The sequence below is a fragment of the Mucilaginibacter sp. PAMC 26640 genome (assembly GCA_001596135.1).
Lineage (GTDB): Bacteria > Bacteroidota > Bacteroidia > Sphingobacteriales > Sphingobacteriaceae > Mucilaginibacter.
This window is the reverse complement of record CP014773.1, coordinates 1,681,420-1,697,210: the sequence shown is the minus strand read 5'-3', so window position 1 is coordinate 1,697,210 and position 15,791 is coordinate 1,681,420. Positions and strand designations below refer to the sequence as shown.

Here is a 15,791-nt window from a genome sequence, read left to right as displayed (position 1 = left end):
TTTATTAGAACTGGGTTCTACGGAAGGCAAATGATTTATGATTTGCCTTCCGTTTTAATTTACAAACGGATATGCGTTTTCAAGTCGAAATTATTTGTCTGATGGCTTATTAACCAGTTACTTACAAGGATAGCACCGCACTACCGGGGATAGAATAGATGTTAGACGCGATTTTAAAACAAATTTTAAGGTACGGTTGCCTATTGCTGCGCAGGAGGCTAAATGCCGGTAGTAATCGCACAGGCATCGGAGCAATATTACTTTTGGCGGTAGGTTTAGTAGCCTGTAATAACAAACCGCCGGCAGCGGCCATAAAATTGTTTTCTGCATTGCCGGCTAACTTTACAGGCGTTTCATTCGCCAACAACGTAGCGTATACCGAGCAGCTTAACGTTTATACATACCGCAATTTTTATAATGGCGGAGGCGTGGCTATTGGGGACATGAATAACGATGGATTGCCCGATATCTTTTTCTGTGGTAACCAGCAGTCAAATAAGCTTTATATAAACAGCGGCAATTTTAAATTTTCAGATGTAACTGTTAAAGCAGGTCTCTCTTCAGCAGGTGTTTGGTCAACCGGCGTTACCCTGGCCGATGTTAACGGCGACGGCTGGCTTGACATTTATGTTTGTAAATCAGGCGATTTTTCCGGGAAAAACCGCAGCAATCAGCTGTTCATTAATAACGGCAACTTAACTTTTACCGAACAGGCCGCCCGTTATGGGCTTAATAACAAAGGATTGTGTACACACGCTGTTTTTTTTGATTATGACAAAGATGGCGATCTGGATTGCTACCTACTGAATAACTCCTTCCGCTCGGTTGGCAACTATGATCTGATCAAGGATCAGCGTAACATACCCGATTCGCTTGGCGGCAATAAACTGTACCAGAATGACAATGGGCATTTTAGCGACGTTACCCTGCAAACGGGCATCTACAGCAGCAAAATCGGGTTTGGGCTCGGTGTAACTATTGCTGATGTAAATAACGACGGATGGGATGATATTTACGTATCCAACGACTTTTTCGAACGCGATTACCTGTATATCAATAACCGCAATGGTACGTTCAAAGAATGCCTCCCAGATATGATCAGGGAATTAAGCCTCAACTCCATGGGAGCCGATATTGCCGACATCAACAACGATGGCCTTCCGGATATTTACGTTACCGACATGCTGCCGCAAACAGAGCGACGATTAAAAACAAAAACCGCATTTGAAAACTGGGATAAATACCAATCAGACCTAGATAACGGTTATTACCAGCAATTCCTGCGTAATGTATTGCAATTGAACCGGGGCACTGCGCCGGGCAGTAAAACGCAAAGGGTCAACTTCAGCGAAATCGGGCGTTTAGCAGGCGTGCATGCTACCGATTGGAGCTGGGGAGCGCTAATTACCGATATGGATAATGATGGGTTCAAAGACATTTTTGTGAGTAACGGTATTTTTAAAGATCTTACCGATCAGGATTACATTCAGTTTATGGCCAACCCCGTCGAGGTGCGCCGGATGATCGGCCGTGAAAAAGAGCCAATTAAAAAGCTGATCGACCTGATGCCATCAGTGGCTATACCGAACTATGCTTATCACAACAACGGGGACCTTACCTTCAGTAACAAGGCTGCAGACTGGGGCCTGGATCAGCCGGGCTTCTCCAATGGCTCGGCCTACGGCGATCTGGATAATGACGGTGCCCTTGACCTGGTTGTCAATAACGTGAACATGCCCGCATTTGTGTACCGCAACAATAGCCGCAAGCTGCACCCCCAGAACAAATACCTCAAGGTAGTGCTCCGGGGCGAAGGCATGAACCGCTTTGGCACCGGCAGCAGGGTAACCGTTTATTACAACCATACCCTGAGCTACCAGGAGCAAATGCCCGCACGCGGGTTTGAATCCAGCGTGGATAACCGTCTCAACTTCGGGCTGGGGAAAACCGGCCTGATCGATTCGGTACTGGTGCAATGGCCCGACGGGAAACAAAAGATCCTGAAAGCGGTGAAACCCAACCAAACAATTACCATAAAGCAAAGCGAATCCGCTCTTCCCTTAAAAACCAAGGCAGCAGCCGCACCCAAAACTATTTTTGAGCAAAGTGCAGACAATTACGGCATCGCTTTTAAACATCAGGAGAACGAGTACGCAGACTTTGACCAAGAGAAGCTTATTTTCCAGATGCACTCTACCGACGGGCCCCGCATGGCCGCAGGCGATGTCAACGGAGATCACCTGCAGGACTTTTATATCTGCGGAGCAAAGGATCAGCCCGGTGCCCTATATATCCAAACCCCCGGCGGACGGTTCAAAAAAAGCAACGAAGAATTGCTGGCGAAAGACAAAGCGAGCGAAGATACCGACTGCCTGTTTTTTGACGCGGACGGCGACGGCGACCAGGACCTGTACGTTTGCAGCGGCGGCAGCGAGTTCTCTGCCAACTCCACCGCGCTGATCAGCAGGCTTTACCTGAATGACGGGCATGGCCGTTTCAGCCGTTCCCCCCAGGTACTCCCCTCTTTTCAGTTCGAGAGCAGCTCCTGTGTGGCAGCCGCCGATATGGATGGTGACGGCGACCTGGACCTGTTTGTTGGCGTAAGGCTTAAGCCGGGAAACTGGGGCTATGCCTGCAAAAGCTATATCCTGGCCAACAACGGGAGCGGCATCTTCAGCGATGTAACAGATAACGTTGCCCCCGCCTTAAACCAGGCAGGTATGGTTACCGACGCCAAATGGTTTGATTATGACCGCGACGGCCGCCCGGACCTGGTCATCTGCGGGGAGTATATGCCCATCCGCATATTTCATAACCAGGGCGGCAGGTTAAACGAGATCACCGATGCAGCAGGCTTATCTAAGAGCAGCGGCTGGTGGAACCGCCTGCAGGTGGCCGATGTAAACGGCGATGGCTATCCGGACCTGGTGGCTGGCAACCACGGCCTCAACTCCAGGTTTAAAGCCAGCGCAACAAAACCCGTAAGCCTCTACACCGGCGACTTCAGCGGAACGGGTGCCATAGAACAAATCGTATGCACGTACAACGGCGATAAGCAGTACCCCATGGTGCTGCGCCATGATCTGATGGGCGAACTACCGCTGCTGAAAAAGAAATACCTGCGCTACGAACAATATAAAGAGCAAACAATGGAAGATATTTTTGGGGCGGAACTGCTGAAAACCATCACCAAAACAGATGCCTATGAAATGCGCAGCTGCGTAGTGCTCAACAGCGGCAAAGGCCGGTTTAAGCTGCAGCCCCTGCCGGCAGAGGCGCAGTTCTCCACCGTATTCGGGCTGGTGGTAAAAGATCAGGATGGCGACGGCAAGGCGGATATCCTGCTGGGCGGCAACTTTTACCAATCCAAGCCCGAGGCCGGTATCTACGATGCCAGCTACGGCCTGCTGCTCAAAGGCAATGGCAGCGGTGGTTTCCGCGCCGTGGCACCACAGCAAAGCGGCATACTTGTTAAAGGTGCCGTACGCGATATCTTGCAAATTGATGCCGGCGGCAAAACGCTCCTCGTATTCGCCAAAAATAATGAGCAAACGCAAATACTAAATTTAAATAAGATCGCGGTTAAATGATAAAACGTTATAAATGGTTATTTTTTGTCGCTGTCATGTGCGCGCTGGTGGCCTGCCAGTCAGACAATCAGCGGTATAAGGATTCGGTAACGCGCGAATTGGCTACCGGCATTCGGCATGACAGCATTTTTATGGGCATAAAACTGGGAATGACCAGCAAAGAATTTTATGCTCATTGCTGGCGGATGAACAAAAAGGGATTATTTTTCGAAGGCCCGGGAAACATGTCTGTATTGTACCATTTCAAAAATGAATTGAAACACCCCGCAACCATGACCTTTTACCCCGATTTTCGCCAGGATAAGATCAACAAAATGGGGGTAACATTTAGTTACGACGCATTTGCACCCTGGAACAAGGCACTGTTTGCCGATAGTTTACAGCTCGACGTATCCAATCTTTTTAAAAATTGGTACAAAGGCGCTGATTTTCTAACCATGACCGATCCTGTGCGCGGAACGATATTGGTACAGGTTAAAGGCAACCGCAGGATTATCATCGGCAAGTATGACGAGCAGCGCGTAAAAGTGGATTTTACCGATCTGTTGACAGAAAACAGCACCCAGTAATGAGAGACTATATCACCGGTAGCAAAATTCGCAGCAGGTACTTGAGCCGGTACGGTACACTCCTGTTGTTAACCTGGATGCTTTGTGGCTGCGGTGGCGGCAAAGGCAAATCGGGCACAACGCTTTTTGAGCTTTTGGATGCCGACGATACCAACATTAATTTTACTAACAAACTCACTTACAACAACGAGTTTAATATTTATACCTACCGCAACTTTTACAACGGCGGCGGTGTGGCACTTGGAGATATTAATAATGATGGGTTGATAGATGTTTTTATGGTAGGGAACACCGAGCCAAGTAAACTCTATCTCAACAAGGGGAATTTTAAATTTGAAGATATCACCGTCAAGGCAGGTATCGGCAAAGTGGGTAAATGGTCTACCGGGGTAACCATGGCCGATGTTAACGGAGATGGTTTGTTGGATATTTATGTTTGCAACAGCGGAGACGTTAAAGGCGACCATAAGCAAAACGAACTGTACATTAACCAAGGGAACTTAAAGTTTAAAGAGAGTGCCGTTGCATATGGCATAGGCGTAAACGGTTACTCTACCCACGCCGTTTTTTTTGATTACGATCACGATGGCGACCTGGATCTTTTCATCCTCAGTAATTCCTTTAAAGCCATCGGCACTTTTAACATCCAGAACAACGAGCGGAACATACGCGACCCCCTGGGCGGGCAAAAACTCTTCCGTAATGACGGCGGGCATTTCAAAGATGTAAGTGCTGAGGCTGGGATTTTGGGTAGCGTGATCGGTTTTGGGCTGGGTGTAAGTGTGGGCGATGTTGATCATGATGGCTGGGACGACATTTACGTATCAAATGACTTTTTTGAACGCGATTACCTGTATATCAATAATAAAAATGGCACATTTAAGGAATCGCTGGAAGACCAGATGCACAGCATCAGCAATGCCTCCATGGGCGCCGACCTGGCCGATATTAACAACGACGCCAGACCCGATATTTTTGTGACCGACATGCTGCCCGAGCGCGAGGCGCGACTTAAAACCAACACCACCTACGAAAACTGGGACAAATACCAGATGGACCTAAAGTATGGCTATTACAACCAGTTTACCCGTAACACCCTGCAGCTTAATAATGGTAACGGCACTTTCAGCGAAATCGGTCGTTTAGCAGGCGTGCATGCGACCGACTGGAGCTGGGGAGCGCTAATTACCGATATGGATAATGATGGCTTTAAAGATATTTTCGTCGCTAATGGTATTTACCAGGATCTTACCAATGGCGATTATATCCAATACCTCTCTAATCGAGAAGTGATGACTACGTTAATTAAAGATAAGAGCATCAACTACAAAAAGCTGATCGACCTGATGCCATCAGTGGCTATACCAAACTATGCTTATCACAACAACGGGGACCTTACCTTCAGCAACAAGGCTGCAGACTGGGGCCTGGATCAGCCGGGCTTCTCCAACGGCTCGGCCTACGGCGATCTGGATAATGACGGTGCCCTTGACCTGGTTGTTAATAACGTGAACATGCCCGCATTTGTGTACCGCAACAATAGCCGCAAGCTGCACCCCGAGAACAAATACCTCAAGGTAGTGCTCCGGGGCGAAGGCATGAACCGCTTTGGCACCGGCAGCCGTGTAACCGTTTATTACAACCATACCCTGAGCTACCAGGAGCAAATGCCCGCACGCGGGTTTGAATCCAGCGTGGATAACCGCCTCAACTTCGGGCTGGGGAAAACCGGCCTGATCGATTCGGTACTGGTGCAATGGCCCGACGGGAAACAAAAGATCCTGAAAGCGGTGAAACCCAACCAAACAATTACCATAAAGCAAAGCGAATCCGCTCTTCCCTTAAAAACCAAGGCAGCAGCCGCACCCAAAACTATTTTTGAACAAGGTGCAGACGATTACGGCATCGCTTTTAAACATCAGGAGAACGAGTACGCAGACTTTGACCAGGAGAAGCTTATTTTCCAGATGCACTCTACCGACGGGCCCCGCATGGCCGCAGGCGATGTCAACGGAGATCACCTGCAGGACTTTTATATCTGCGGAGCAAAGGATCAGCCCGGTGCCCTATATATCCAAACCCCCGGCGGACGGTTCAAAAAAAGCAACGAAGAATTGCTGGCGAAAGACAAAGCGAGCGAAGATACCGACTGCCTGTTTTTTGACGCGGACGGCGACGGCGACCAGGACCTGTACGTTTGCAGCGGCGGCAGCGAGTTCTCTGCCAACTCCACCGCGCTGATCAGCAGGCTTTACCTGAATGACGGGCATGGCCGTTTCAGCCGTTCCCCCCAGGTACTCCCTTCTTTTCAGTTCGAGAGCAGTTCCTGTGTGGCAGCCGCCGATATGGATGGTGACGGCGACCTGGACCTGTTTGTTGGCGTAAGGCTTAAGCCGGGAAACTGGGGCTATGCCTGCAAAAGCTATATCCTGGCCAACAACGGGAGCGGCATCTTCAGCGATGTAACAGATAACGTTGCCCCCGCCTTAAACCAGGCAGGTATGGTTACCGACGCCAAATGGTTTGATTATGACCGCGACGGCCGCCCGGACCTGGCCATCTGCGGGGAGTATATGCCCATCCGCATATTTCATAACCAGGGCGGCAGGTTAAACGAGATCACCGATGCAGCAGGCTTATCTAAGAGCAGCGGCTGGTGGAACCGCCTGCAGGTGGCCGATGTAAACGGCGATGGCTACCCGGACCTGGTGGCTGGCAACCACGGCCTCAACTCCAGGTTTAAAGCCAGCGCAACAAAACCCGTAAGCCTCTACACCGGCGACTTCAGCGGAACGGGTGCCATAGAACAAATCGTATGCACGTACAACGGCGATAAGCAGTACCCCATGGTGCTGCGCCATGATCTGATGGGCGAACTACCGCTGCTGAAAAAGAAATACCTGCGCTACGAACAATATAAAGAGCAAACAATGGAAGATATTTTTGGGGCGGAACTGCTGAAAACCATCACCAAAACAGATGCCTATGAAATGCGCAGCTGCGTAGTGCTCAACAGCGGCAAAGGCCGGTTTAAGCTGCAGCCACTGCCGGCAGAGGCGCAGTTCTCCACCGTATTCGGGCTGGTGGTAAAAGATCAGGATGGCGACGGCAAGGCGGATATCCTGCTGGGAGGCAACTTTTACCAATCCAAGCCCGAGGCCGGTATTTACGATGCCAGCTACGGCCTGCTGCTCAAAGGCAATGGCAGCGGTGGTTTCCGCGCCGTGGCACCACAGCAAAGCGGCATACTCGTTAAAGGTGCCGTACGCGATATCTTGCAGATTGATGCCGGCAGCAAAACGCTCCTCGTGTTCGCCAAAAATAATGAGCAAACGCAAATACTAAATAAGCAGCCCCCAGGCATCCACACCAAATGATTACAAATAAAGTTTAGCAAAAAGGATATCCTTAACACCCAACACATTATGGCAATAGAAGCAGCAAGCATAAACAACAAAGCAACCGCGCAAAACACGTATGATGCAATCGTTATTGGTTCGGGTATCAGCGGGGGATGGGCGGCAAAAGAATTAACGGAAAAAGGCTTAAAAGTGCTGATGCTGGAACGCGGCAGGAATTACGAACATATTAAGGGCTATGTTACCGCAAATAAAGCCCCCTGGGATTTTAAACATCGCGGCCAGCCAACACTACAGCAAAAAACAGACAACCCGGTAATAACCCGCCCCTGGGCCATGTACGGAACCGCCGCACAAGAGCCACTGATGGATTCGTGGGTAAATGAAAAAGATAGTCCGTATGTTGAAAAAAAGCCGTTCACCTGGTGGCGTTCTTACCAGTTAGGTGGCCGGTCCACCTTGTGGGGCCGGCAAAGTTACCGGCTAAGCGACCTTGATTTTGAGGCAAACGCAAAAGATGGCATCGCGGTAGACTGGCCCATCCGCTACGCAGAAATGGCGCCATGGTATGATCATGTGGAGAAGTTTATTGGCGTAAGTGGCTCAAAGGAAGGGCTGGCGCACCTGCCAGACGGTCATTTTATGCCACCGATGGAACTCAATTGCGTGGAAAAGGATGTAGCCTCACGGATCAAAAATTTCTATCAAGAAAAGCGGCATATGTTCATTGGTCGCGTAGCCAATATTACAGAATCGCTGCCGGGCCGCACCAAATGCCAGTACCGCAACCGATGCTGGGAAGGTTGCCCTTTTGGCGCCTATTTCAGTACGCAGTCGTCAACGCTCCCGGCCGCAATGGCCACGGGGAATTTAACGGTGCGCCCCTTTTCTATCGTAACACAAATACTGTATGATAAAGATACAAAGAAAGCTACCGGTGTAGAAGTTCTGGATGCAGAAACCAACAAAACCTACGTGTTTAATTCGCGCATTGTATTCCTCAATGCATCCAGCCTTAATAGCGCCTGGGTACTGATGAACTCCGCTACTGATATATGGCCGGAAGGTTTGGGCAGCAGCAGCGGCGAACTGGGCCATAATATCATGGACCACCATTACATGCTTGGTGCACAGGGAACCATTGAAGGGTATGAAGATAAATACTACTTCGGCCGCAGGGCCAATGGTTTTTATATCCCCCGGTTTGCTAATATCAACGGCGATAAACGTGATTTTCTGCGAGGATACGGTTTCCAGGGAAGCGCCAGCCGCGAGGGCTGGAGCCGCAACGTGGCCGAGATGAATATAGGTGGCGGGTTTAAAGACGCGCTTGCAGAACCCGGGGCATGGCATATCGGTGCCACAGGATTTGGAGAGATCTTACCATATCACGACAACAAAATGACGCTGGATAAAACGATAAAGGATAAATGGGGCCTGCCCGTACTGGCGATGGATGCCGGGCTAAAGGAGAATGAATTGAAAATGCGAAAAGACATCATTAAAGAAATAGTAGCCATGTATGATGCTGCCGGCGTGAAAAATATTACTACCTGGGACGATAACTATGCAATAGGCCAGGGCATACACGAGATGGGAACTGCCAGAATGGGGCGAGAGGCTAAAACCTCGGTGCTAAACGGCCATAACCAGGTATGGGATGCGCTAAACGTTTTTGTAACCGATGGCGCCTGTATGACCTCAAGTGCCTGCCAAAATCCGTCGCTTACGTACATGGCCCTTACCGCCCGTGCAGCATCATTTGCTGTAGCGGAGCTGAAGAAGGGGAATATTTAACAATGGAAGCTTAAAGGCGATCCAATACCGGAGTTTAGCTAGAGCAAAAAAGGCTACAAATCAATGATTTGCAGCCTTTTTTTGTGGTTTTCTTGTAGCCCGAAAGACAAATTACTTGAACGCCTATCAGAACTATTGGAAGTTATTGCGTATATATACACTAATTAATTAATGCACTCACATCTGTTCCTGTTTCAATAGCGTTTAAAGCCGATGTTGCGGATAAGGTAAAGAATACAAAGCCACGTGGCGTAACCCATGTTTTACTCGTAGCATTAAACTTACCACCCAGCTTTACAAATATGCCTGCATCAGCAGGGGTTGAATGCGGTATAACGTAAGTATTGGTGCCCTGGTAAAAGAATGGTTGTGCGGCACCCGCTGCATCCAGTGCATTGTAGCGATCGTTATCGGCAACACGATAACCTTTATTGGTTATGGCATTAAAAACGGTTGTCTTGCCTGTTCCGCCAAATAAAATTGCATCTACCGGTACTGAAGCTTCCGTAATAGTGACACCATCAAAGATAGCTATACCACCTGCATTACCACTATTGGGTAATAAACCAGAACTCGCGCTGCCAAAACCATCCCCATCGTTTGTCACATAAGCTATTGATCTGATCCATTTAGCCGTGCTGATATCAGTAGTATTCGGCCCGTTGATCTTTTTGTTGCTACCGCCTACGTAAAAGAACTCCCCTTTGGTAACTGTACCAGATGTAAGATTAAACTTATAGGTACGGCCCCCGCCCGTTGCCCAGCCTGCACCCGGCGCGTCGCCGGCATTTGGTGCCGCACTACCTGCGTTGGTACAGGTAATAACGGCCATTGGTGTTTTGGTAAAGTCAATTGTGCGGGTGGCCAGAAACTGGAAGTACTCGTAATTACCATCAGCACCTTTAGTGTCATTGATAAATCCGGTAATAATTACCGGCGCCTTACCCAGCGTTGCATTTGGATCAGCAGGTTTGGTAATGTCACTTATGTCGGAAATACCTCGCGGCCAGAGCTGCAGTGCATCCTGACCAGCAGCATTCTTGCCAACAAATAAGATGCCGGCCACTGTAGCGTTTGCCGGTAGCTTTGCGCCCGCAAAGCTTGCAGCAGTTTCGGTATGCAGCATAATACTGTCGGCGCCGTTTACCAGGAAGCGATCGCCTGCAAAGGTATCGTCGAACTTTGGCGCAGGAGAAATATTGGCTGTTTTTACCTGCACAAGGGTGTTCTCATACTGGTCTGGATTCAGTTTAATTGAATAGCTGGAAACAGACTGTACATTCACCGGGTTACCCTGAGAAATACGTTGAATTTTTGACTCGCTTAATCCTGTTATCTGCAGCGAACCGTTTACTCTCTTTAAAACCGTACCCTCTACATTAACCACTAAGGAGTCGCCCGATTTATAGTTGCCGGCAACAGCGCCAAGGTCAAAAGAGATGCCTCTTAACATTGCCCGGCGATAATTTTGAATAACTACTATCCCTTGCGGCACATTGCCAGAGTCCGGGCGGGATATTACCGTACCGGTGATCTGGTAAGCGCCCAGCATATTGTCTTTAGTCAATGTTACATCCGCCCCTTTGTACAGCACCCGCATATCACCAACTGAAATGATCGGGCTTAATTCGCCTCTGGCATAATCATGCTTTTGGCATGATGCTGCGACCAATGCTACAAGACACAAAATGATGTATAAAAATTTTGTTTTCATTATTATATGTTTTTTCATAACTATCCTTGTTATTGTTTTTGCCACCAAACCAGTGTGTTGATATTATCTGCGCCCTGCGCTGCTACTGCAGAATTGTAATTAGCTGTATTGCTGGTTTGCACATAAGTTGGATAACTTAAGCGGGCCGGCATTATACCATTATTAAGAAAGCCGGGGCCGGTTGGCAACACCGGGTGACCGGTACGACGGTATTCAAACCATTGCTCCAAATCGGTAAAAAACAGGGAGTAATATTTTTGCTTGTGAATCAGTTCCATTTTTTGATCAAGTGTGTAATTATCGTCCCACTTAACTTGCTGAAAGCCAAGATACCCTGCCGGGACAGTAAGGCTCCAAAGTGTTATAGCGTTGGTAGCACCTGTTTCATAATATGTTTTGGCTGATTTTGTTATCCAGCCTTTCGCCGCGGCTTCTGCAAGGGTAAACTGCAGTTCAGAGTAGTTCATCACATTGCCAAATAAAGCTTCGCTTTGTAAGGAGGAAAGCAAAGTTGATTTTGCTACAGGCGGCTGCCCCGGTTGGTAACCACTTGGCACACCTGCATATTCGCCTTCAAACAAAGTTGCCCAGCGGCCAATGCGGGGATCGCTCCAGGCGTTTAGGTTATCTACAAAAAAACTAGCCAATTTTGGCGTGTACCAATCTGCCGGGCGCCAGGTTGCAAACGGTGATATATACGGTGCGGTACCAGACCATTTTAAAATGGCAGACTCAGCATTGCTTGTCATGATTGGATAATTTGCCGGATTGGTATCAACCATCTCTTTGATCTTGGCAGGTGCATTCATATCTGCTTTGGCTGAGACCCGTAAAAGCAACCTCAGGTATAATGAATTGCCAAATTTGCGCCAATTGGCGGCAACGCCGGCATACAGCGGGTCGCTTGAGGCGGATACATTTGCCCCCGTCTTTAATAAATTGTTAGCCTCTTCCAATTGTTTGAAAATACCGGTATAGATATCTTGCTGCTTATCAAACTTAGGGGTAAACAAACCATCTTTTCCCAGATTAGCTTCGGTAAAAGGAACATCGCCATAGGTATCAGTAAGGAGAGAGAATACCCATGAGCGGCAGATCAAGGCAATGGCCTGATAGGTTGGGCTTGCGATTTCAACACCACCTCTATAAACATCATTGATATTAGTAAGCTCGAGATACCAGTTACGATACAGATAGTCTGATTCAGCCTTCCGAACATCATATCTGAATATTTTCCCATCGCCGTCACCCATATTTACGGTTACCTGCATCAGTTCATTTGTGAGTCTCTGGCTACGACTCATGTTGGTGGCTACCACATCTGTAATTGCCTGTGCCAGCAATGCTTGCGGCAAGGCATGATCGGCAACGTTGGGGTTTACACTTAGTTCTTTAAAATCTTTTGTACACGATGTTGTACATATTGCTGATATCAAGGTTATCAGATAAACGAAACGTATGTTAATTCTCATTTTTGATTATAATTAAAAGCCAACAGTTAGGTTAAAGCCAAAAGTGCGGGTGGATGGAAACTGACCCAACTCAAAGCCCCTTGCTATGGTTGATGCGCCCTGGGCATTAGTTGTCAGCGTACCAAACTCGGGATCAAAGCCCGGCCATTTGGTTATGGTGAGCAAATCACGCCCGTAAATACCAAGCGTTACACGTTGTAGACCAAGCCTGCTCAGCAGTTTTGGAGTAAGGCTATAATCCAGCCTTGTCTCGCGCAGTTTAATAAAGTCGGTTGAGTAGGTTGAACCTTCCACATTATCCCGGCCGTAATGAGCATTGTAGTATGTATAAACATCCTGCGCAATTACATTGTTAGTAATGTAAGTGCCATCTGCATTAAGCATTACACCGTTGCCAATAATACCATTGTACCTGCCGGGTAATGTATTTTTCGTTTTACCTTGTTCGGCCAATACAGCTGCAGTTAGTGAGTAGCCAACTGCGCCATACTGTGCATCAACCAAAAAGCTCATACTGAATTGCCTGTACCTGAACTGGTGGCCCATACTCATTTTCCAGGTAGGAATACTGTTGCCAATGTATTGTAAACTATCAGTTAGTTGCGGGTAGCCTTTTAAATAAACGATCTGGCCATCAGGCGAGCGCTGATACCCACGGCCATATAGCGCGCCCATGCTGCCACCAACCCTGGCCGATACCTGCCCCCTGCCACCAGGGCCAGATTGCAGGGTTAACGGCAGCCCGTCTGTTAACGATACTACTTTGTTACTGTTCGCTGAAAATGTATAGTTGACATTCCAGCTGAAAGTCTTGGTTTTGATTGGTGATCCGTTGGCCTGGATCTCAATACCACGGTTCTGTACATCTCCTGCGTTAATTACTGCCTCATTATATCCTGTTGCAGGATCAAGCGCATTGCGCAAAATTTGAGATTTTGTATTGCTTTTATATAATGAAACGTCCAGTCCTAACCTGCTGCCGAAGAACCTTAAGTCGGCTCCAATTTCTTTACTATTTGTACGCAACGATCTAAGATCGGGGTTGGCAACAAGCGTTGGGTTAAATAACCCGCCGGGAAATGTGGCACTGGCGTTATAACCATAAGAGGTGTAATATGGATCTTGTCCACCACTACCTACACTGGCATAGGATGCTCTTAACTTTGCGTAACTGATAAACTTAGGCAAATCAAACATCTCTGAAATTATAGCACTTAAATTTACTGACGGATAAAAAAAGGAGACATTGCTCGTAGAAGTAGCTGATGCCAACACACCGTTCCAATCGTTACGGGCGGTTACGTCCATAAACAAAAAGTCTTTATAGCCACCAGTGGCTATACCATAAAAGCTATTGACTTTGTATTTACTTTGGTATGGGTATGCAACCAACACGCCCGCTTTATTTGCAAGGTTAAAAACACCAGGATAGAGTAATGAATCTGCACGTAGGTCATCCCGGTTGTAGCTGTTTATAAGCATACTACCACCGGCAGAAACTGAAGCAGACCAATCTTTGCTTATTTTTTTCGCATATCTCAACAAAAAATCATTATTGATCTCCTGTGAGTAAATGCTCTGCGTACGAAACATCCCCTTTCTGAATTTTTCTGTGTCGTAAGGCCTTTGCTGTGAACGCTGATCGTATGAGCTGGTCAATGCTGTACGTACCATCACACTAAATTCCTTAGAAAAGTTGTAGGTAGCCTGTATGTTGCCCAACACATCATTACGGGTTGATTTATTCAGCATCTGATAAGATATCAGATAAGGATTATCCGGGAAGCTGCTGAAAGGATAGCTCTGATTAATATTTTCTTTACCCGGCAACCAGTAATCTTTCAACCAGTTTACATCACCATTGGGCACCCAAAACATGTTCCAATACATCAGCGACTGGTTATTGTAACCGGTAGACGGCAGGTTGTCGCTCCCTTTATTAGTGTAATTAACTTTGGCGCTGATCTGTAACTTATCTGTAACCTTTTGGTTGGCTGATAATGAGACAGTATTGCGATCATACCCTGTATTTGGCAAGATCCAGGTGTTTTTTACGTTTGTTGCCGAAAACCTTACCGATGTTTTTTCGGTACCGCCATCAAGGGTTATGCTATTTGTATAAGTTTTAGCTGTTTCAAAGAAATCTTTTCGGGCGTTGGGATAGGCAACCCAGGGCGTACGGGTTGTGCCGCCTGTATGTGTGATAGGGTCATATTGAAAATATGACTGCCCGTCAAACTTCGGGCCCCACGCCGAACTTGTACTGCGTGTACTTGCCCCATCAGCCGTTGCACCAAATGAATAATAATTTTCGCCATCGGCACCCTGCCCGTATTGGTACTGATAATCTGGCCAGCGCGAAATTTGCTCAATTGCCATGTTTGAATTGAGGGTAACACCTATTCCTTTTCTTACCTTACCGCTTTTAGTGGTGATGATAAGTGCACCATTGGCACCACGCTGGCCATATAATGCAGCTGCGCTTGGCCCTTTTAATACGGTGATGTCCTGGATATCTTCAGGGTTAATATCATTTAAACCACTGCCAAAATCAACTGGCGATTCGCTGTCAAGATAAGCACCACTACCATTATCGGTACGGCGGCCACTCCCGTGGTTGATCACTACGCCATCAACTACAATAAGCGCATCATTCTCTCCGGTAAGGTTACTCTCGCCCCGTAAAATGATTTTGTTAGACCCCGTAGGCCCGCCATTAGAGCGGATCAGGTTTAAACCTGCCACTTTACCTGATAAAGCATCGGTCCAGTTATTTGACAATGCTTCGGTAAGCTGCTCACCTTTTATTTTTGTAACTGCATAACCCAAGGCTTTCTCTTCCCGTTTTATACCAAGGGCTGTAACAACAACTTCATTTAGTGCGTTGCTGGCTATAGCAAGCACAATTTTAGTATCGGTTGTGTTTTTAGTGAACGTTGTAGTTTGCGGCTCGAAACCCAACATGGAGAAGATGACGTTAGTACCACTGCTTATACGGATGTTGAATTTTCCTTCGGCATTGGTGATACCAAGCATTTGCTTGTTGCTTCCTATTATGCTTACCCCTATTAAAGGCTGGTTGTCATCAGCAGAAAAAGCAGTACCGCTAATCGATACCACATCAAGCTGCCTGATAATTAAGTTACCGCCCATATTACGTATACCCACATTAGCCTGCTGTTCTATCTGCCTCATCAGGCTTTCTAACGAAAGCTTTTGTGAAGGCAGGTGGATAACTTTAGCCGTATTTAAGCCGGCTTCATAAGATACCCGGTATTTATAAACCGTTT

At 47.5% G+C, this 15,791-nt stretch carries 7 protein-coding genes; 4 read left to right on the top strand and 3 right to left on the bottom strand.

All coding sequences use genetic code 11. From position 1 onward, the window contains the following. Nucleotides 1–206: 206 nt before the first annotated feature. The 4 genes from A0256_07370 to A0256_07355 are packed head-to-tail and all read left to right on the top strand — an operon-like array spanning nt 207 to nt 9,315. On the top strand, nt 207–3,590 hold the full coding sequence (locus A0256_07370) for a hypothetical protein (GenBank protein ID AMR34462.1): 3,384 nt from the start codon (nt 207–209) through the stop codon (nt 3,588–3,590). Continuing rightward, the gene (locus tag A0256_07365) at nt 3,587–4,159 is read left to right on the top strand and encodes a hypothetical protein (GenBank protein ID AMR31257.1); all 573 of its coding nucleotides are present in this window, start codon (nt 3,587–3,589) and stop codon (nt 4,157–4,159) included. Before A0256_07370 ends, A0256_07365 begins: the two co-directional genes overlap by 4 nt. 41 nt (nt 4,160–4,200) lie before the next feature. After that, the gene (locus A0256_07360) at nt 4,201–7,536 is read left to right on the top strand and encodes a hypothetical protein (GenBank protein ID AMR34461.1); all 3,336 of its coding nucleotides are present in this window, start codon (nt 4,201–4,203) and stop codon (nt 7,534–7,536) included. Between the two features lie 48 nt (nt 7,537–7,584). Next, entirely contained in the window at nt 7,585–9,315 is a 1,731-nt protein-coding gene (locus A0256_07355; protein ID AMR31256.1) for a GMC family oxidoreductase, read from the top strand. A 160-nt stretch (nt 9,316–9,475) separates the two neighbouring features. Here A0256_07355 and A0256_07350 read toward each other — a convergent pair whose 3' ends face one another. From A0256_07350 to A0256_07340, 3 genes are read right to left on the bottom strand one after another with little or no spacing between them, the layout of a single operon-like run. Further along, on the bottom strand, nt 9,476–11,047 hold the full coding sequence (locus A0256_07350) for a hypothetical protein (protein ID AMR31255.1): 1,572 nt from the start codon (nt 11,045–11,047) through the stop codon (nt 9,476–9,478). An 11-nt stretch (nt 11,048–11,058) separates the two neighbouring features. Then, nucleotides 11,059–12,501, bottom strand: a complete 1,443-nt coding sequence (locus A0256_07345; GenBank protein AMR31254.1) for a hypothetical protein — start codon at nt 12,499–12,501, stop codon at nt 11,059–11,061. A gap of 12 nt (nt 12,502–12,513) precedes the next feature. Next, nucleotides 12,514–15,687, bottom strand: coding sequence for a SusC/RagA family TonB-linked outer membrane protein (locus A0256_07340; GenBank protein ID AMR34460.1), 3,174 nt, complete (start codon nt 15,685–15,687; stop codon nt 12,514–12,516). Nucleotides 15,688–15,791 lie beyond the last annotated feature (104 nt).